The 19,831-nt window shown below is 34.5% G+C and carries 19 protein-coding genes; 5 read left to right on the top strand and 14 right to left on the bottom strand.

The window, feature by feature from the left end:
• The first annotated feature begins 105 nt into the window (after positions 1-105).
• Complete coding sequence (locus BC962_RS01865) at positions 106-336, top strand: DUF6341 family protein (RefSeq protein WP_121344237.1); 231 nt, start codon at positions 106-108, stop codon at positions 334-336.
• On the opposite strand, the gene purD is transcribed toward BC962_RS01865, so the two are convergent.
• Complete coding sequence (gene purD / locus BC962_RS01860) at positions 328-1,602, bottom strand: phosphoribosylamine--glycine ligase (protein WP_121344236.1); 1,275 nt, start codon at positions 1,600-1,602, stop codon at positions 328-330. The two genes, BC962_RS01865 and purD, sit on opposite strands and share 9 nt — an antisense overlap.
• A gap of 90 nt (positions 1,603-1,692) precedes the next feature.
• Here purD and BC962_RS01855 point away from each other — a divergent pair, with 90 nt between their 5' ends.
• On the top strand, positions 1,693-3,000 hold the full coding sequence (locus tag BC962_RS01855) for a phenylacetate--CoA ligase family protein (protein ID WP_121344235.1): 1,308 nt from the start codon (positions 1,693-1,695) through the stop codon (positions 2,998-3,000).
• On the opposite strand, the gene BC962_RS01850 is transcribed toward BC962_RS01855, so the two are convergent.
• The 7 genes from BC962_RS01850 to BC962_RS01820 are packed head-to-tail and all read right to left on the bottom strand — an operon-like array spanning position 2,993 to position 10,230.
• Positions 2,993-3,763, bottom strand: a complete 771-nt coding sequence (locus BC962_RS01850; protein ID WP_121344234.1) for a glycosyltransferase family 2 protein — start codon at positions 3,761-3,763, stop codon at positions 2,993-2,995. The genes BC962_RS01855 and BC962_RS01850 overlap by 8 nt on opposite strands.
• Before the next feature lie 10 nt (positions 3,764-3,773).
• Positions 3,774-4,763, bottom strand: a complete 990-nt coding sequence (locus tag BC962_RS01845) for a UDP-glucuronic acid decarboxylase family protein (protein ID WP_121344233.1) — start codon at positions 4,761-4,763, stop codon at positions 3,774-3,776.
• Positions 4,764-4,766: 3 nt separating this feature from the next.
• Positions 4,767-5,621: a dTDP-4-dehydrorhamnose reductase gene (rfbD, locus tag BC962_RS01840; protein ID WP_121344232.1), complete on the bottom strand. Its 855-nt coding sequence runs from the start codon at positions 5,619-5,621 to the stop codon at positions 4,767-4,769.
• Positions 5,618-6,163: a dTDP-4-dehydrorhamnose 3,5-epimerase gene (gene rfbC, locus BC962_RS01835; RefSeq protein ID WP_121344231.1), complete on the bottom strand. Its 546-nt coding sequence runs from the start codon at positions 6,161-6,163 to the stop codon at positions 5,618-5,620. The genes rfbD and rfbC overlap by 4 nt, the downstream gene beginning before the upstream one ends.
• 3 nt (positions 6,164-6,166) lie before the next feature.
• Entirely contained in the window at positions 6,167-7,852 is a 1,686-nt protein-coding gene (locus tag BC962_RS01830; protein WP_121344230.1) for a DUF6909 family protein, read from the bottom strand.
• 11 nt (positions 7,853-7,863) lie between these two features.
• The gene (locus tag BC962_RS01825; protein WP_121344229.1) at positions 7,864-9,354 is read right to left on the bottom strand and encodes a GH3 auxin-responsive promoter family protein; all 1,491 of its coding nucleotides are present in this window, start codon (positions 9,352-9,354) and stop codon (positions 7,864-7,866) included.
• 6 nt (positions 9,355-9,360) lie between these two features.
• Positions 9,361-10,230, bottom strand: a complete 870-nt coding sequence (locus BC962_RS01820) for a M23 family metallopeptidase (RefSeq protein WP_121344228.1) — start codon at positions 10,228-10,230, stop codon at positions 9,361-9,363.
• A 115-nt stretch (positions 10,231-10,345) separates the two neighbouring features.
• Here BC962_RS01820 and tatA point away from each other — a divergent pair, with 115 nt between their 5' ends.
• Positions 10,346-10,543 (top strand): twin-arginine translocase TatA/TatE family subunit, encoded by a 198-nt coding sequence (gene tatA, locus BC962_RS01815; protein ID WP_121344227.1) that lies wholly within the window; start codon positions 10,346-10,348, stop codon positions 10,541-10,543.
• A 49-nt stretch (positions 10,544-10,592) separates the two neighbouring features.
• Here the strand turns inward: tatA and BC962_RS01810 are convergent, their stop codons facing one another.
• The 3 genes from BC962_RS01810 to BC962_RS01800 are packed head-to-tail and all read right to left on the bottom strand — an operon-like array spanning position 10,593 to position 14,426.
• Positions 10,593-11,573 (bottom strand): DUF4837 family protein, encoded by a 981-nt coding sequence (locus BC962_RS01810; protein WP_121344226.1) that lies wholly within the window; start codon positions 11,571-11,573, stop codon positions 10,593-10,595.
• A gap of 19 nt (positions 11,574-11,592) precedes the next feature.
• Positions 11,593-13,191 carry a lytic transglycosylase domain-containing protein gene (locus BC962_RS01805; RefSeq protein ID WP_183075427.1) on the bottom strand — a complete coding sequence of 533 codons (1,599 nt, stop codon included), beginning with the start codon at positions 13,189-13,191 and terminating at the stop codon, positions 11,593-11,595.
• 47 nt (positions 13,192-13,238) lie between these two features.
• Entirely contained in the window at positions 13,239-14,426 is a 1,188-nt protein-coding gene (locus BC962_RS01800) for a phosphoglycerate kinase (RefSeq protein WP_121344225.1), read from the bottom strand.
• A gap of 70 nt (positions 14,427-14,496) precedes the next feature.
• Between BC962_RS01800 and BC962_RS01795 the strand changes: the two genes are divergently transcribed.
• On the top strand, positions 14,497-15,651 hold the full coding sequence (locus BC962_RS01795; RefSeq protein WP_121344224.1) for a DNA polymerase III subunit: 1,155 nt from the start codon (positions 14,497-14,499) through the stop codon (positions 15,649-15,651).
• A gap of 10 nt (positions 15,652-15,661) precedes the next feature.
• The gene (locus tag BC962_RS01790) at positions 15,662-16,057 is read left to right on the top strand and encodes a DoxX family protein (protein ID WP_121344223.1); all 396 of its coding nucleotides are present in this window, start codon (positions 15,662-15,664) and stop codon (positions 16,055-16,057) included.
• A gap of 228 nt (positions 16,058-16,285) precedes the next feature.
• Here BC962_RS01790 and BC962_RS01785 read toward each other — a convergent pair whose 3' ends face one another.
• From BC962_RS01785 to mnmG, 3 genes are all read right to left on the bottom strand, one after another.
• The gene (locus tag BC962_RS01785; protein ID WP_121344222.1) at positions 16,286-16,795 is read right to left on the bottom strand and encodes an OmpH family outer membrane protein; all 510 of its coding nucleotides are present in this window, start codon (positions 16,793-16,795) and stop codon (positions 16,286-16,288) included.
• Between the two features lie 227 nt (positions 16,796-17,022).
• Positions 17,023-17,886 (bottom strand): class I SAM-dependent methyltransferase, encoded by an 864-nt coding sequence (locus BC962_RS01780; RefSeq protein ID WP_245983970.1) that lies wholly within the window; start codon positions 17,884-17,886, stop codon positions 17,023-17,025.
• 73 nt (positions 17,887-17,959) lie between these two features.
• Positions 17,960-19,831 carry a tRNA uridine-5-carboxymethylaminomethyl(34) synthesis enzyme MnmG gene (mnmG, locus tag BC962_RS01775; protein ID WP_121344221.1) on the bottom strand — a complete coding sequence of 624 codons (1,872 nt, stop codon included), beginning with the start codon at positions 19,829-19,831 and terminating at the stop codon, positions 17,960-17,962.

The following is a 19,831-nucleotide window of genomic DNA, read 5'->3' as shown; positions in this document are numbered from 1 at the left end:
AAATAGAATGACAGTTAACAAAATTCCTGGTTTAGATTTGCTAAAAAAGCTTGTTAGCATGTTCGTTTTTTATATTTTTGTGGCATAATATAACAAAGTTATACAATGAAAGATCTTTTTGAAGGAATCGCCTGGCTTTTTACAGAAATATTATTTATTCCTTATGATGCTTTAAGAAGCTTACAAGACGAGTCTTGGGCTTTAGCCAATTTAATGAACTGGATCTTTATGATCATATGTGTTGCCGCTTTGGTTTACTGGATGTTGCAACTAAAAAAATTCAACGAAAATGATGAAGAAGATCGCGATCCTAAAGCACATTCCTTTTTAGGCTAGATCAAAACCTAAGTCTTTTCTATAATACATCTTATCAAAATGAAGCTTATCTACATTTTGATAAGATTTTTTTAGTGCCTCATTGTAATCTTTCCCAAAGGATGTTACTGCGATCACTCTCCCACCATTTGTTACTACTTTCCCATCTTTATTAGTAGTCCCGGCATGAAAAACAAGGGAATCCTCGATTTCATTTAACCCAGTTATTTCAGCACCCTTACCATAAGTTTCAGGATATCCTCCAGCTACTAACATTACAGTTGCAGCGGTTTTTGGAGAGATCTTTACATTGACCTCATCTAATTTCTGATCCTTTAAAGACCCAAAGAGTTCTACTAGATCACTTTCTATTCGCGGTAAAACCACTTCGGTTTCAGGATCGCCCATCCTAACATTATATTCTATTACGTAAGGTTCCTCTCCAACTTTTATCAACCCTATAAATACAAATCCCTTGTAGTCTATATTTTCTTTTTGAAGTCCGTTTATTGTTGGTTTCACTATTCGCTCTTCAATTTTATTCATCAAGACCTCATCTGCAAATGGTACTGGAGAAATTGCTCCCATCCCTCCTGTATTTAAACCTGTGTTTCCTTCTCCTATTCTCTTATAATCTTTGGCCGTTGGTAGAATCTTATAATTCTTACCATCGGTTAATACAAAAACACTTAATTCTATCCCATCTAGAAACTCTTCTATCACGACTTTTTCACCGGCATTTCCGAATTTACTATTAACAAGCATGTGCTCTAATTCTATTTTAGCTTCCTCTAGATCTTCCAGGATCAAGACTCCTTTCCCTCCGGCAAGGCCGTCTGCTTTAAGCACATATGGCGCTTTTAAAGTTTCTAAAAAAGATTTTCCCGCTTCTAAACTTTCAGCAGTAAAACTTTGATAAGCCGCAGTTGGTATATTATGCATAGCCATGAATTCCTTGGCTCTTTCCTTACTTCCTTCTAGTAAAGCTCCTCTTTTAGACGGCCCTACAACAGCTATATCACTTAATTCAGTATCATTGCTGAAGAAATCTGTAATTCCCATTACTAAAGGATCTTCCGGACCCACAATTAGCATAGTTACTTTTTCCTGAAGAACAAATTCCTTAATTGCTTCAAAATTAGTTACCTTCAAATCGATATTAGTTGCAATTTCAGCAGTTCCGGCATTACCGGGAGCAACAAAAAGTTGGTCGCAATGTTCACTCTCTAAAATCTTGTGAGCAAATGCATGTTCACGGCCACCGGCACCTAATATCAAAATATTCATGTGGAAGTTGTTTTAAATTCTTGCGTCAAAAATAAATGTTTGTAAATTGAAGCACTAATAATTTCGAATAAATTAAAGTATTCCCAGCCTTTGAATTGGTTTAAAATCTCACTTCAGCTTAATAAATTCCCTATTAATAGGGCTCAAAAGCTATTACAAGAAATTCAGGATATTCCAGAGGAAGAATTCGAAGATTATGTGCAAAACCGCAGGAAAGTCATTGTAAATTATCATTTATCCCATAACTCTTATTATAAAGATTTCTTCGGAAATAAGGAATTTACAAATTGGCAAGAAGTACCTGTAATGCAAAAGTCTGATCTGCAAAGACCATTAAACAATAGACTTAGCAAGAAATATAATAAAAAGAACAGCTATATAGGAAAGACTTCTGGGTCTAGCGGTCATCCATTTATTTTTGCAAAAGATCGCTTTTGTCATGCGGTTACTTGGGCAGAATTTATAGACCGATATAAATGGATAAATATAGACCTCAACAAATCTTTACAAGCTAGATTTTATGGAATTCCTTTAGATCTCTACGGAAATCTAACAGAACGCTTTAAAGATCAGGTAAGCTTACGAAGAAGATTTAACGTCTTCGATCTTAGTGAAAAGAAGATGGAAGAGTTCTTAACTCGCTTCACAAAATCTGAATTCGACTATATTAACGGGTACACTAGCGCAATTTTACTATTTGCGAAATATTTAAAGAAACGGAAGCTTGTTTTAAAAGAATCCTGTCCCTCTTTAAAAGTTTGTATCGTTACTTCAGAAAAACTTTTTGAGAATGATAAGAAACTTATTGAAGCAGCATTCGGGATTCCTGTTGTAAACGAATATGGAGCAAGCGAAGTAGGACTAATTGCTTTTGAAAATACGGATGAGGAATGGATAGTAAATTCAGAAAGCCTATTTATAGAGATTCTGGACGATGATAACAGGAGTTTACCACACGGGAAGGAAGGAAGAATTGTTATTACCTCCTTGTATAATAAAGCACACCCAATGATTAGATATGATATTGGAGATACCGGGACTTTATCTACCAAAAGCACATTTAAGCATCCTGTTTTATTGAATCTTACTGGTAGAACTAACGATGTGGCTCGTTTAGCAGATGGGAAAGTGGTGCCTGGACTTACATTTTATTACGTTACAAAATCTATTATTGAAGATGCTGGCAGCATTAAAGAATTTTTAATTGTGCAAACTGCTTTAGATAAATTTAAAATAGAATATGTAAGCGAACACGTACTTACAGAGGTGCAGATTCAGAAAATATTAGTCGCCATTGAGACTTTCGTGGGGAAGAACCTACATGTAGAGTTTGAGAAAATGCCAATTCTAAAAAGAAATAAAAGCGGAAAATTGAAGCAGTTCACTTCTCTCATCTAGAAACTACCTGTTTTTTCTTAACAAAGAAATGTTCCTTTAAAAATACTCCCATCTTTAGCAAACTCTTTAATTTGTTATATTTCAAAAATTCAGAGTAGATTAAATAATTATATTTTAATAGGGCGGTCTTATTATTGGAAATAGAGTTTTCTCTAATTCTATACGCTGCAAGTGGTTCTAATATTCCTTGAGTGGATTCTATCTTTTTTAAAATAGTAAGCCATAATGCCCAATCTTGCCTTTTTCTTAAATTTGGACTATAAATCTTTCCCAGCTTTTTTACATTATATATTCCTGTGAGGTTCCCTACATAATTGGATTTCAGCAATTTTTTATAGGTAAGAATTGGTAGAGCCTGAACTTTTTTAGCAAGCGCCTGTCCAAATTCATCTATTAAATAATAACTAGAGAAGGTCATCTCCAGATTCTCACTTTTCATGAAATCTAATTGAGTTTTTAGCTTGTTAGGAAGCCAAAGATCGTCTGCATCTAAAAATGCGATATATGAGCCCTGAGAGGATTTTGTGCCTACATTTCTACTCACACCAGCGCCCAAATTTGTTTTATTCTGAAAATATTGAATTCTGGGGTCTAAATTAAAGGTTTTAATAATTTCAAGAGTATTATCTTCTGAAGCATCATTTATTATTAATAATTCCCAGTTAAGATAGGTTTGTTGAACAACAGACTGGATAGCATCTGCAATAAAATCTGCCGAATTATATGCGGGCATTATTACCGATACTAATGGCGATTCTTCCATTTAGCTGTTATTAGCGTCTTATATGCTTCGTGAAATCCTTATGCTCACTTTTAAACAATTCCTCTTGGGTAAGCTCTTTAAAATAATCGTAGGTGATCTTCATCCCTTCTTCCCTAGAGACTTTTGGTTCCCAACCTAAGATCTCTCTAGCTCTGGTTATATCTGGTTGTCGTTGCATTGGATCGTCCTCTGGCAAAGGCACGCAAACTATTTTTTGATTGGTATTGGTAAGTTTAATAATTTCATCTGCAAATTCCCGGATGGTAATTTCATCTGGATTCCCAATATTCACAGGGTCTGAATAATCACTTAGTAACAATCTATAAATCCCTTCTACCTGATCGTCTACATAACAAAAAGAGCGGGTTTGAGATCCGTCTCCAAATACTGTGAGGTTTTCCCCTCTCAAGGCCTGTCCAATAAATGCCGGGATCACTCGCCCATCATTTAATCTCATTCTTGGGCCATAAGTATTAAATATTCTGGCAATTCTTGTTTCTAGTCCGTGAAAACGATGATAAGCCATAGTCATAGATTCCTGAAAACGCTTTGCTTCATCATAAACCCCTCGAGGGCCTATAGAATTTACATTTCCATAATAATCTTCGCTCTGTGGATGCACCAAAGGATCTCCATATATTTCTGAAGTAGATGCAATAAGGATCCTTGCTTTTTTCTCCTTTGCCAAACCAAGCAAATGCAAAACTCCAACAGATCCAACTTTTAAAGTCTGAATAGGAATTTTCAAATAATCTATTGGGCTAGCGGGAGATGCAAAATGTAGAATATAATCCAATTCTCCTGCAACATGAACGTATTTAGTGATATCATGATGATAGAACTCGAAATTTTCCAACTTTAAAAGATGTTCGATATTCTTCATGTCGCCTGTTATTAGATTATCCATTCCAATAACTCGATATCCTTCTTTAATAAATCTATCGCAAAGATGAGAGCCCAAAAATCCAGCTGCTCCGGTAATTAATATTCTCTTAGGCATTTATTATAAATTGTTGTTGTATAAATCCAACACGGCATCCTGCCATGAGTCAACTTCTAACTCGAAATTAGTTTTAAATTTAGTTTTATCTAAAACACTATATAAAGGCCTTTCGGCAATAGTTTTATAAGAATTATCTTCATTTAAAATCACCTCATTAGATTTATTTGAAACCCTTAAGATCTCCTTTGCAAATCCATGCCATGTAGTTTCGCCAGAATTACTATAGTGATATAAACCATAATTTTTATTTTCTTCTTTTATGATTTTCACTAATAATTCCGCCAGATCATTAGCATTTGTAGGTGTGCCTTTTTGAGCCGTGGTTATATTCAAGGTAGTCTTCTCTGCGGCTTTATTGAGAATTGTTTTATAAAAATTATGCCCGAATTCTGAATATAACCAAGACGTACGAAAAATAAAATAGTATCCAATTGTGTTCTGAATGTTTTGCTCACCCTTCAATTTTGAAGCACCATACACATTAATTGGATTGGTTTTATCTGTTTCTTTATATGGAATATTGTTCCTTCCATCGAATACATAATCTGTCGAGATATGCAATAGAACAGTGGAATGCTTTTTACAGATCTCAGCCAAACTCTTAACTGCTTCTGCATTAATTTTATAAGCTTTATCCTTATCAGATTCTGCTTTTTCAACATTGGTATAGGCTGCGCAATTAATACAGTAGTTTATTTCTTTACTGTTAAAGCACATCTTAAGATCCGATTTTGAGGTAATATCTATTTCCGAAGAATCCATAAATAGCCAATCTATCGTATGGTCATTTGCGGCGATCTTTTGAATGCATTTACCCAGTTGACCAGATGCTCCAGTTACCAATACCGTTTTCATGGAAATAATTCTTTGAGTGTTGGTAATTTAGTGTCTTTTTCTGATAGAATAAACTCCTCTTCAGAAATTTTCCAATCTATAGCAAGATCTGGATCATTATAAATAACCCCAGATTCTGAACCAGGGTAATAAAATCGATCGCATTTATAAGAAAAAACAGAAGTTTCAGACAAGGTGATAAACCCATGTGCAAAACCCTGAGGTATAAATAATTGATGATGATTCTTGTCTGATAATATTATTTCATAAGACTGCTTAAAAGTTGGAGAATCTGGTCTTAGATCCACCACCACATCTAACACTTCTCCATAAATCACCCTTACTAATTTAGCTTGTGCAAATTCTCCAGATTGAAAATGCAATCCTCTTAACACCCCTTTTTTAGAAACCGACTGATTATCTTGTACAAACTCTAAGTCTAAGCCTGAAATCTCATTAAATTTCTTTTTATGATAGCTCTCTAAAAAAATACCACGCTGGTCTGGATATACGTCCGGAGTTAAAATGAAACAATCCTTTAAAGCTGTCTTTTCAAACTTCATTAATTATGAATTAAAAATTTGTTCTAAAATCTTTTCGGTGATCAAATAGGTTGGTTTTACTCCTGTGGTGCCTAAACCTCCAGATGCTAACGTGCTTCCTGTCTCAAGTGGATTATCTGAGGCGTAATAAGCATATCTCACTTTTACATCTTCTTTTATATTCCCTCTTAATCTTGAAGCAGACTGAATTGCCTTTTGATAATGAACTCCTTCCATTTCCAATCCAACCACATCCCATGTAGATTCTTGAAAGAACTTTAATATATCTCTATTTTGAAGAGATGTTCCCAAAACCGTGATCATAGAACCATCTACGACTTTGATGCCATTTCCTTCTAGATCTTCTTTTTTAAGTTCGTTATAAAATGGATAATTATCTGCTGTTCCCTCAAATAAGTGGGCAGTAGGTATCATAATATCTCCCTTTCCTCCATCCAAAATCCCTGCTTTCCCCATGATAGAAACCGAATCTACATTTAGATGTATTTCCTTGTCATCATACCTATAAGGTTTCAACAGTTCATCCATAGTCTCATAAGCCTGTTCTCCAAAAGCATAATCCATAACCAAAAGCACCGGTTTCTGATCATCATTTTTCATATTGAAATTTGGACTTCTAAAACCATCCTTAATCTTCGCAGTGTCAAACACCTGTACATCTATATTAGTACCACTGGCATCTTCAATAAACTTCATTCCGTTTTCCAGAGCCACTTTCATCACCTTATTTCTAAGCTGCCCATTCCCACTATTACTCAATTCTTCATAAACCTGCATAGATTTCTTTTCCTTCAATTCTTCTTGCAAGGCAATTGGAGAAAATAAAGTGTTCATAACACTGTGCATATTGGCACTTATAATATGAATTGGCCGGTGCACTAAATTATTTTCAACTAAATATTCCTTAATAGAATCTGCCCAGATCTCGCCGTGAATGTGATGTCCTAAACGCTCTCTAAGTACTGGACTAAAGGTTACAATGCGTTTATTATTATTTATAGTCTCATCTATTGCCAACTTCCCTAACCAATATATTATCTCAAGAAAACGCTCCTCATTTTCCGGGATCATAAATTTAGGATACATGGTGGTAACCTCCTTGAAAGTTCTTCCTAAAATATTAGCTGTATGCGTAAGGGCAATTTCACGCTCATTTTGAGTTAAACTAGATTTTAAAACCGCAGCTTCCAACTTCATCCAATCTCTAGTAACACTTCCCTCTTCATCTATAATTACGCGCCTCATAATTTTGTGAGATTCTATAAACAAGAATGTAAGGTGAGTAAGGATGTCATAGATCTCAGACCTACCACGAGTTACTTCAATATTCATTTGCTCTTCATCTATCCTGTAGCAATTTCTTCTTCTTTTTGGTGGAACAATTGGTTTGAAATGAGAATTTGCATAACCTTCATCGCTTGTTAGATTGATGAATCTACATTGTTCTATTCCAACGGGAAGTCGCTCTATCACGTATAAAAGTCCATCTAATTCTACTTTTTCCTCTGCAATAGTTCCATAGATCTCTGGTCTTAATGTTAGTAAAGATTCCCTTAAAGTTTCTCCAGAAATTCCCATGGGTTTGTAAAAACCACGATTAAATAGATGCCGCATTGTTATATACATGCGTTCTATTGCATTAGTACTTTCTTGCGCCCGGGTTCTTCCCATTAATTTCAAATTCACCATATTTTATTGCTTTATAGTTTTTCTAGAATCTCTGCGATCTTTCTGTCGTTAGAGAGTCTTGGTAATTTATTTTGTCCTCCCAATTTTCCAATAGATTTCATATACTGCTGAAATCCATTCTCGGGAATTTTTTTAATTTTTAATTGCTGAAGGATCTTTCCATCTATCAGGTCTAAATAATAAGAGTTTTGGTCTTGCATAGATCTATCTAGGATCTCTGAGAATTTCTGAAGATCTTCAGGTTCCTTTTCAAATTCTATAAACCATTCATGATATGGTAACTCCTGTCCATCTGGAGTTATTTGTGGTGCCACAGTAAACTCGGTTATCCTACTTGAAGTTTTTGAAGTTGCCTCTTGCATTGCCTGCTCCACTTCTTTAGCGATCACGTGTTCTCCAAATGCCGAAATAAAATGCTTGATCCTTCCAGAAACGATCAATTTGTATGGTTTTACTGAAGTAAATTGCACAGTATCACCCAAGTTATAACCCCATAATCCAGCAGTTGTAGAAACGATCATTACATAATTTACTCCAACTTCCACTTCGCCAATGGTCAATCGGATTGGATTATCTTGAAAGAATTCTTCAGATTTAATAAACTCATAGAAGATTCCAGAATCTAATTGAAGCAACATTCCCTTATCTCCCTGTTTATCCTGAAAAGCAAAAAAACCTTCAGAAGCAGGATACAGTTCTATGCTATCCACTTTTCTTCCTATTAAATTTTCAAACTTAGCACGATAGGGCTCATAATTTACTCCGCCATATATAAAGAGATCGAAATTCTTGAATAAATCGCCCACCTTTTTCCCAGTGGTTTGCTGTAACTTTTCAAAGTACATTTGTACCCAGGATGGAATCCCGCTTATTACGGTCATGTCCTCCTCTTTTGTTTCTCCTACAATAGCATCAACCTTAGTTTCCCAATCTTCAATGCAATTCGTTTTTAAACTAGGTAATCTATTTTTCTGAAGATATGATGGAACAAAATGCGCGACAATTCCAGACAATCTTCCCAATTTCACTCCATTCTTGTCTGTTAACTCTGGACTACCTTGTAAGAAGATCATTTTGCCGTCTACAAATTTAGACTTTCCAGTTTCGGCTATGTAGCATAAAATAGCATTTCTAGCGGCATTAATATGAGTGGGCATAGATTCTTTAGTGAGTGGAATATACTTTGCACCACTAGTTGTACCAGAGGTTTTAGCATAATAAAGCGGCTTTCCCGGCCACAATATATTTTCTTCTCCTGCCACCATTTTATCCACATACATCTTTAGCTCTTCATAATCGCGAACAGGAACTTTAGATGCAAATTCTTTATAAGAATTGATCTCTGTAAAATGATGATCTAAGCCAAACTGCGTATTCTTAGCTTTTTCCAAAAGTTCTTTAAAAACCTTTTTCTGTGTAGCCTCGGGATTAGAGGCCCACTTGTTAATTTTATTGCGAATGTGCTTTGCAAAGACCTTTGCAGCAATGGATTTTATAGACATAGAAGTTTAATCAAAATCAATATAATCTTGTGGGTTTACTGGATTCCCTTCATTCCATAATTCAAAATGTAAATGTGGGCCAGTTGTAAGCTCTCCAGCAGATCCTGCAGCGGCGACCACTTCTCCAGACCTCACGAAATCTCCTTGTTCTTTTGTGAGGGATGAATTATGTTTATAAACAGAAAGCAATCCGTAATTGTGCTCTATAATCATTACATATCCAGTTTCCGCACTCCATTCAGCAAAGATCACCCTACCGTCTGCAACACTTTTTACAGGTGCATTTTTGGCAACTACAATATCTATAGCATAATGCCTTGTTTTGATATTATAAGCTTCAGTAATGGGTCCTTTAACTGGTGGAAATAATACAAATTCAATATCAGAGCCTGCAGTTTGTAGCACATTGTATTTATCTTCTAAAGCTACTTCTTCTCTTAGTAAAGAATCTGCTCTAGATGGAGATAGATCTATATATTCTGAATCTATTCTTTGAGTATTTAATATAGAATCTCTATTAAGATCACCTATTTCTAGATCTCCAGTAAGAACCTTTCTAATGGATTCATAAAACTGATTATTTAACATTAGAGCAGTTTGAAGGGAATCTGTTTTATAAGTTAATTCTGTTGCTTGCCTCTTCAGTTTTGTTGAAGAATATCCAGGAATATATTCCCGTAGTCCAGTAAAAGCAATTATGAAGGTTGTTAGCGCAATTAGCAAGATTGCACTAGAGGTAATTGCCACAAATAAATTTAACTTAGTTAATTTAAATGAAAGGCGCTCCTCAAAGGTGTCCTCATTTAATACTACCAATCTGTATTTATGAAGTAACTTTTTGGTGAATTTCTTTTTATTTTCTTTTGTTTGAGACATAATTTATGCTGCTATCACAAAGATAGCATAAAGTTAAATTTATACTATTTTAATGCTGATAAACGTTTATATTAATGAATTCTTGTTAAGTTTGTAACAACAAAACTTTTTTATTATGAACGCATTGTTTTTACCTTTAGTTATAGGTGCTCCTCAAATAATATTAATTGTTGTAGTGATATTATTATTATTTGGAGGAAGAAAAATACCTGAATTAATGAGAGGATTAGGTAGTGGTATTAAAGAATTTAAAGATGCCTCTAAGGATGATGATGACGATACAGACAAAAAGATTCCTGAAGACAAAAAATAATATTTCTTATACTATTCAAAAAAAGCCCAATTAAAATTGGGCTTTTTTTTTAGTCTATTTTTGCCGATTTTAATATCGCTTCCAACTCAAACATATTATCTCGTTTGGCCGTTGCTGGAGCAAAAGTAAATCCTTCAAGAATGATATATCTATTATTAACGCTATCTCTTACCGCATAATTAATAAAAGGTCCAGCCATAAAAGCATTTTTCACTTCCCAAGTTCCTTTAGTTTCATAAGCGAATTTCCCGTCTACTTTAGAGTTAAATAAATAAGGCGCATAGGCTTCTTCGGTAATCATAAAGCTTCCTTCTATAGGTCCAGGAATATGTGCCTGCCCAATAGAATCTCTCATCTTAATGATATTAGCAATTACACTAGTATCCCTATCTATTTGATTTAAAGGCACAGCGTATACTAATATTTCCATATTCCCTTTAGGAATGTCTTTTCTAATCCAAAAGAAATCATCATTTTCCATAGCATATCTATATGCTGTTGGAAATTTTAAAGAAACCCCTAAAGTTTTTTTTAGTTTTTCGTCATCTTTCAAGGATTTATTAATCCTTCTTTGCTTCTCTTTAATTTCTGTATCCCGAAGGGCTACAATAATCTCGTCTGAATTTTTATTGATCTGATTGATAATCTCATCAGAATCTTTTCCAGTTATTACAACCCCAGTTTGAGGATGAGCAAAAGGATCATTAAATATTTTAAAACGACCGGCTTCGCCATTTTCAATCTTCACAAACAATCTATTTTTACGTACAAAACCAGAAAATGCTTCTGGCGGCATTTGGTTTAAGGAAAACATAGGTTCCTCTTGAGGTAGTCCATCTACAGGAGCTGCTAAAGATTTTCTAAGTGCTTCTCCAATAGAGCCTTCCCAAAGTTCATTATCTATTACTACAGAGATATTATTGATATTTCCCGAAGATGTAGCCAACAAAATAGGATCTTTACTATCCGAATCCTGACATCCAATAAACAAGAAAGAGATAAATAAACTTAGGAATAAATAATTCTTCATAATTATAATTTAGTTGATTCTAGCTTCCAGAAAGCTTTAACTTCATTCCGGGCTTAAGCGATGTACTAGACATCCTATTCCATGCTCTCAAATTCTGTACCGAAATTCCTGGGAATTTCTGAGAAATGCTCCAAAGTGAGTCTCCATTTTTAACGATATAGGTTTTCGCTTGCGCATTAGGCTTGGAACTGCTTACCGTACTCTTAGCAATACTTACAGGTTTTCTAGGATAGATCGTTAAATATTGACCTATTCTAAGGTTATTGCTTCTTAAATTATTCCATTTTTTAATACTACTTACGCCTACCCCATATTTACTGGCTATTTTCCCTAAAAAATCTCCGCTTTTCACTCTATATCTTACCTTATCTTCTGCTTCCACAAAGCGAGGTAGTTCTTTTTCTTTTTCAGCTAATTCTGTTTTGGCGAAATTATAGATTGCAGCTTCATTATTAACAAATACACCAACGTTCTTTCTTGGTAACCTTAATGCATAAGCTTCATCCTCTACAAATGGTATAATATCTAACTTATAACTAGGGTTTAAGAATTGTAGCATTTCTTTATCTACACCCGAAACTTTATTGATCTGGTCGAAAGTTAGCATTTGCTTTACATGCAAGGTATCTGTATCAAAAAAAGCGACTTCCGGTCCATTTGGTTGGAAATCATGTTCTTTGGCATATTCAAATAAATAAAGAGTAGCTAAGAAAGCGGGAACATACCCAGCTGTTTCTCGAGGTAAATAATTTCTTAATGTCCAATAATTAGTAGATCCTCCACTCCTTCTTATCGCTTTGGCTACATTTCCAGGGCCAGAATTATAAGAAGCCAATACCATATCCCAGTCCCCAAAGGTTTTGTATAAACTCGCTAAGTACCTCACAGCTGCCTCTGTAGACATTATTGGGTCCATTCTCTCGTCTACGTAAGAACTAACGTCTAAGCCCTGCATTTTACCTGTTGCAAACATAAATTGCCACAAGCCAGTTGCTCCAACTCTGGATTTTGCCCTAGGATTAAGTGCAGACTCTACAATAGCAAGATATTTTATTTCTAAAGGCACATCATATCTATCCAATTGCTGCTCGAACATTGGGAAATAATATTCGCTCAACGCCATGAGGCGTTCCATAGATTTCTTATTCCTTTTCAGGTAAGATTTAATTACGCTTTCCAGAATGGGATTGTACTCTATGTTAAAAGGCGTACGTGCATTTAATCTTGCCAGTCTTGCTTTTAATGTATCTGTGGGTAATTCCTTAAACACAACTTCAGAATAATCCTGTTTAAGGATCTCTTGTTGCATTTCTTCATACAGATCTGAATTTAAAAGTTCTTTCTTCCAAGCCGAATCTATAATTGCAGCATGAGGCAGATCTTTAAGATCGTTAATATTCGTCTTCTTTATTTTAGCTGAAATTGGTAATCTATCCTTGAATTCTGGATCAGGATTTTTTAATTCTATTTTAGCTGTATCAGTTTTTTTAAAGACTTGTACTCTAAAATTTGCCTTTTCGGTTTTTGTTAAAGGCTTAGAGTTATCTTTCGTTGGTTTTTTTTGACCCATAGAGCCAAAAAACACGAACAACATTAAAATGGTGATTATCTTTTTCATATTTCTACAACTAGGGTACAGAAACGTTTAATATTCTAATTTCTTACTTACTCTTCAGAAATTGCCTTAATTCCAGGAAGTATTTTCCCTTCTAGCATTTCTAACATCGCTCCACCACCGGTAGAAACGTAGCTCACTTCATTTTCTAAATTAAATTTTTTCACAGCGGCTACAGAATCTCCACCTCCTACAAGTGAAAATGCTCCGTTAGCCGTAGCTTTAGCAATAGCCTCCCCAAGTTTCTTAGTTCCTTCAGAAAAAGATTCCATTTCAAAAACTCCTACTGGCCCGTTCCACAAAATTGTTTTGGATTTTAAAATAACTTTAGAAAAAAGTTCTACAGATTGTGGACCTGCATCTAGTCCCATCCATCCATCTGGAATATCATCTATAGGGCAAACATCTTTATTAGCCATTTCAGAAAAACTGTCTGCAATAATACTGTCTACTGGTAGATGTACTTCAACTCCCTTTTTAGATGCTTTTTTTAAGATCTCCAAAGCAAGTTCCTGTTTATCCTCTTCTACAAGAGAACTTCCTATTTTCCCGCCTTGAGCTTTAATAAATGTAAAAGCCATACCGCCTCCTATTATTAAATGATCCACTTTATCTAAAATATTTTCTATTACCGTGATCTTAGAAGAAACTTTAGCGCCTCCAATAATTGCAGTAACAGGTTTTTCAGCAGCATTCAATACTTTATTTAAGCTTTCAATCTCCTGTTTTAATAGGTAGCCAAAGCACTTCCTTTCAAAATATTTAGCAACAACTGTTGTAGAGGCATGTGCTCTATGTGCAGTACCAAAGGCATCATTTACATATATATCTCCGAGTTGAGATAATTGCTTCGCAAAATTGGTGTCTCCTGCAGTCTCTTCCTCATGATATCTCAAATTCTCTAGCAAAAGGATCTCTCCAGGTTTAAGATTATTTGCTGCATTTTCTGCAATATCACCTACGCAATCGTTTACGAATTTAGTTTCTACTCCCATTATTTCAGAAACTTTAGAAACTATTTGCTGTAAAGAAAACTTAGCTTCTTTATTCTTAGGCCTTCCCAAGTGGGTCATTAATATAACACTTCCACCATCTTCTAAGATTTTGATTATGGTTGGCCTTGCGGCTTCTATTCTAGTACTGTCGTTCACCGTTCCATCTTCATCTATTGGAACATTGAAATCTACCCGAATTAGTGCTTTCTGGTCTTTAAAATTATAGTCGTCTACTGTTTTCATAAGCAATGTGTATGCTACAAATATAAATTTTTCTAAAGATATAAAGTGAAGATTAATTTTATCTTTGCCTATGCTCTTTTCTGAAGTTTTAGGATTACCCCATATTAAAAATCACTTAACCACTACCGCAGACAGGGGTCGCATTCCGCATGCGCAATTATTTGTAGGGAATCATGGAAGTGGATTATTGCCTATGGCAATCGCTTATGCACAGTATGTATTATGTGGAAATACTAATTCTGAAAATAATACTGGTAATACGGCATGTAATTTAAAATTTAATCATCTTTCCCATCCAGATCTGCATTTTGCTTTTCCGGTAGCCACTAATGATAAGGTGAAATCTCATCCAGTTTCCAATCATTTTATGGAATCTTGGAGAGCCTTTCTTAGTAAGAATCCTTATGGAAGCCTATTTGATTGGTATCAAGAAATTGGGATCGAGAATAAACAAGGTCAAATTGGTGTAGATGAAGCACAGGAAGTTTTAAAATCACTGTCACTAAAATCTTATGAAGGCGGATATAAAATCATGTTGATCTGGATGGCAGACAAAATGAATACTGCCTGTTCTAATAAATTACTGAAGTTAATAGAGGAACCTCCAAATAAAACACTTTTTATACTAATTGCTGAAGACGAAGAGCAAATAATTCAAACCATTAAATCTCGTTGCCAAATTCTTAGGTTCCCTCCTCTTTCTGAAAATGTTATCGAGGAAAAATTAATGCTTACAGAAAAACTTGATGCACTATCTGCAAAGAAAATTGCAGTTCAAGCGAATGGAAGCTATTCTCAGGCACAACATATATTTAAAAATGATTCTGGGGACGAACAATTTGAAAATTGGTTCATCACATGGGTTAGAACAGCCTTTAAAGCTAAAGGAAATAAGGCCTCTATTCTAGAACTAATTACTTGGAGCGATACTATTGCTGCCGCTGGTAGGGAAACACAAAAGAGTTTTTTACACTATTGTTTGGACTTTTTTCGCCAGGCATTACTTTATAATTATAAAGCAGAAAAGTTGGTTTATATTCAGCCAAAAACTACAAATTTTAAATTAGAAAAATTTGCGCCATTTATAACAGGAGCAAATATATTGGGAATCACTTCAGAAATTGAAGATGCTATCTACCATATAGAACGAAATGGGAATGCAAAGATCATTCTTACAGATCTGTCTATTAAACTCACACGATTAATTCATAAAAAAGTAGCTTAAACAAACAACTATGGAAAACCTTACCAATTATATTACAGAGATCCTTATTCTTATATTTATTGTAATTACATTTTTACAATCTGGAATTGACAAAATCACCGATTGGAAAGGAAATATCGGATGGTTAAAAGGCCATTTTTCTAAAACTTTTCTTGCAGGACAAGTACCTTTAATGGTTGGAATAATTTTGATCTTAGAAGTAATCGCAGGACTAATGGCTTTAGTTGGGATATTCTATATTATAAGCAGCGGACAAACAGAAATAGCACTTTATGCCAATATTCTAGCTGCAGTTACCTTGCTAATGTTATTATTTGGACAACGTGTAGCTAAGGATTATGCTGGAGCTTTTACTATTGTGGGATATTTTATTGTAGTAATTTTAGGGGTAACTTTACTTTCTTAATTCAAATTCAATTCGATTGTCAACCGGCATAACTCTTTAAAATCGCATCACCCTGAACTTGATTTAGGGTCTCCTTACACCTTATTAGGATGCTGAAACAATTCCGATAGCTATAGAAACAGAATAACAAAAAAGCCTAATACTGCCAGTTAAAATATAATTGGAAAATAAAAAAAGCATCGATCTCTTTAAGACCGATGCTTTTTACATTTAAGAATTAGAGGATCTCTATTTCTTATAACTCTCGTTTAATTTCTCAAGAATTTCTTCAGTAATATCTAAACCATCTTTAGCATACATAATGTTTGCAGATTCGTTAGATCCAAAGATATAGGTATAATCGTTATCCTTTCCATATTCCTTAACGTATGCTTTTACTTTAGTTACTATAGAATCTATAACAACATCACTTTCTTGACGAAGTTGATTCCCCATCATTTGTTGTTGTTGTTGGATAGTTTGCTGCTTAGCCATTAACTCTTGTTCCTTTTCTTGTCTTTGTGCAGTAGACATACCATTCATGTTAGCTTGGTATTCTTGCACTTCTTTTTGAAAACTTTGAGCTAAAGAATCCAATTCAACTTTAACCTTATCAGATTTTGAAGTGAATTCCTCTTCCACTTCCTTCATTTCGCGATACTCTTTAATAATTTTGGTTGTATCTACGTAAGCTGTTTTTTGTTCAGTACAACTTGTAAGTCCGGCTGCAATTAAAACAACCAATAATAACTTCTTCATAATTTTAATTTTGTTTGGCGCAAAAGTAATAAAGTATCAATGGAAAAAAAGAAAAAAATATTCCCTATTACCTACAATAGGCAAATCTTATAGTTAAAATTTAATAAATAAATTATTTCAATGAAATTTGGCTTGATTTAACGGCTTTTAAGGGGTTTTCCCGTATTAGAACCATAATCAGCCTATTGAAACAAGAAATAATCAAGGAAACAGCCTAAAATTAAGTTTTAGACAGATTTTTGGAAGAAATATGCGATAGAAGAATACTCGGAAGATCTTTTGGCTTTAAGATTAGATCTTAATCCAATTAAAAAGGCTTTTAAGAAATTACTTTTTTTATTCTTATATTTTTCTGATAATAGGCTAACATAAAAAGAATCGAACAAAAGCGGTTTTTCTTCAATTAGCGAAAAGGAGGTATCGCGAAATAGTTTTTCAAAACTCTTTCTGGAGAAATGCCATAAATGTCTTGGAACATCAAACGCGGCCCAATGCTCTTTATAATATAACGCATCGTAACTTTTAAAATTTGGAACGGCAATTATTAACAATCCACCCTTTTTTAGCAACTGCTCCAATTCTATGATCTGATTCTTTAAATCATATACATGTTCAAAAACATGCCACATGGTGATGACATCAAATTTTTCAGCTTTAAAGTTCGAAGAATCGGAAACAAGTTTTAAACCTTTTTTTTGAGCTAGCTCTCGTGCATTTTCATCTGGCTCTATACCCTTTACTTTCCAACCCTTATTTTTTGCAGTTAATAAAAACTCTCCTGTTCCCGCTCCAATATCTAAAAGTTTTCCTTTTTTCTGAGAGTGAGTTTCAATCCAGTTTAGTTTTTTAACCAACATCCTTTTCTTGACGCTTTGATAAATTTTATCTGTAAAAGAACTTTTGGAATCTGTGTGAGAGATATAATCTTCACTTTTATAATACGAGCCTAATTTATTCAGATCTGGTTTTGGAGAAGTAATTAAAAGTTCCATTTCTGGATCTAATATTAAATTGAATTGCTCGCCAGAAACTGTATAATCTTTACAAGTAATATAATTAGTATCGAAGTTATCTTGCTTAGAACTATCCACAAATATGAAACTGGTTTATATAATTTGAATGCTAAATATAGATGAAAAATTAGATTGTTCCACGTGAAACAATTTATCTTCCCATATAAACAAGAAGCACAGAAATGTCGCTTGGACTAACTCCACTAATTCTTGATGCCTGAGAAACCGTTACAGGTTGAATCTTATTTAGCTTCTCCCTTGCTTCATAAGACATGGATTTAATATTTGAATAATCGAAATTCTGAGGGATCTTAATATCTTCTAGTCTATGCAATTTATCTGCATTATTCTTCTCCTTATTTATATACCCAGCGTATTTAACTTGAATTTCGGTTTGCTCAAGCATTTCCTCATTCAACTCATTATCTGCAATAAATTCATTAACTCCGGGAAATTCCATAACATCTTCCATCGTGATATTAGGTCTAGAAAAGATCTTAAATATCTTGTCACTCTGTTTCATAGGAGCTGAATCCTTTGCTTCCAAAACTGGATTAGAGAATTCTGGAGTAACACTAGTATCATGCAAATAATCTACAAAACTTAAGGATTTCTCCTTCTTCTCTTCCATCTTATGTAGACGTTTTTCTGAAGCTAGACCTAGATCAAAAGATTTCTGAGTCAGTCTAAAATCGGCATTATCCTGCCTTAATAAGGTTCTATATTCTGCTCGAGAAGTAAACATTCTATAAGGCTCCTCTGTTCCCTTTGTAATAAGATCATCTACTAAAACTCCAATATATGCTTCATCTCTTTTTAAAATAAAAGACTCTTTTTCTTGAACTTTTAAAGCGGCATTAATTCCCGCCATTAAACCTTGCGAAGCTGCTTCTTCATATCCCGTTGTACCGTTAATTTGACCAGCGAAATATAACCCTTCTACAAGCTTTGTTTCTAAAGTATGTTTTAATTGTGTAGGTGGAAAATAATCATATTCTATTGCATAACCTGGTCTAAAGAATTTCACTTTTTCAAAACCAACTACGGAACGCAATGCTTTAAATTGAACATCTTCTGGTAAAGAAGTGGAGAATCCATTTACATAAACCTCACAAGTATTCCACCCTTCTGGTTCTACAAATAATTGATGCCTGTCTTTATCTGCAAATCGGTTTATCTTATCTTCTATAGATGGGCAGTATCTTGGACCAACACTTTGTATTCGTCCATTAAACATTGGAGATCTATCAAAACCTTCTTTCAGCAACTCATGTACTTCGGGAGAAGTATATGTCATATAACAAGATCTTTGTTTTACCAATGGTTTTGTCTCATCTAAGTAAGAAAATTTAGATGGTTTTTCATCCCCTGGCTGCTCCACCATTTTAGAATAATCCAAGGATCTTCCATCTACTCGTGGAGGGGTTCCTGTTTTCATTCTACCAGACTCGAAACCTAACTGTATTAGTTCTTCTGTAATTCCTGTAGAAGCTCTTTCTCCAGATCTACCACCGCCAAAATTTTTATCTCCAATATGGATCAATCCATTTAAAAAAGTTCCGTTGGTAAGCACCACAGATTTACCTTTTATCTTTAATCCAAGAGAAGTTTTTATACCTACCACAGCGCCGCCTTCTAAGATTAATCCAGCAACCATTTCCTGATAAAAATCTAGATTTGGTGTACCTTCCAATCGCAATCTCCAGTGCTCTGCAAACATCATTCTATCACTCTGCACTCTTGGACTCCACATTGCAGGTCCTTTAGATTTGTTGAGCATCTTAAACTGAATTGCACTGGTATCACTTACCAATCCGCTATATCCACCTAATGCGTCAATTTCACGAACTATCTGACCTTTTGCAATACCACCCATTGCCGGGTTGCAACTCATTTGAGCAATATTCTGTAAATTCATAGTTACTAACAGAGTTTTAGAACCCATATTAGCGGCAGCCGCAGCGGCCTCACTTCCAGCATGACCTGCTCCAACAACAATTACATCATATACTTCACTAAACAT

This window comes from Gillisia mitskevichiae (genome assembly GCF_003634585.1).
GTDB lineage: Bacteria > Bacteroidota > Bacteroidia > Flavobacteriales > Flavobacteriaceae > Gillisia > Gillisia mitskevichiae.
This window is presented reverse-complemented; position numbering and strand designations above follow the sequence as displayed.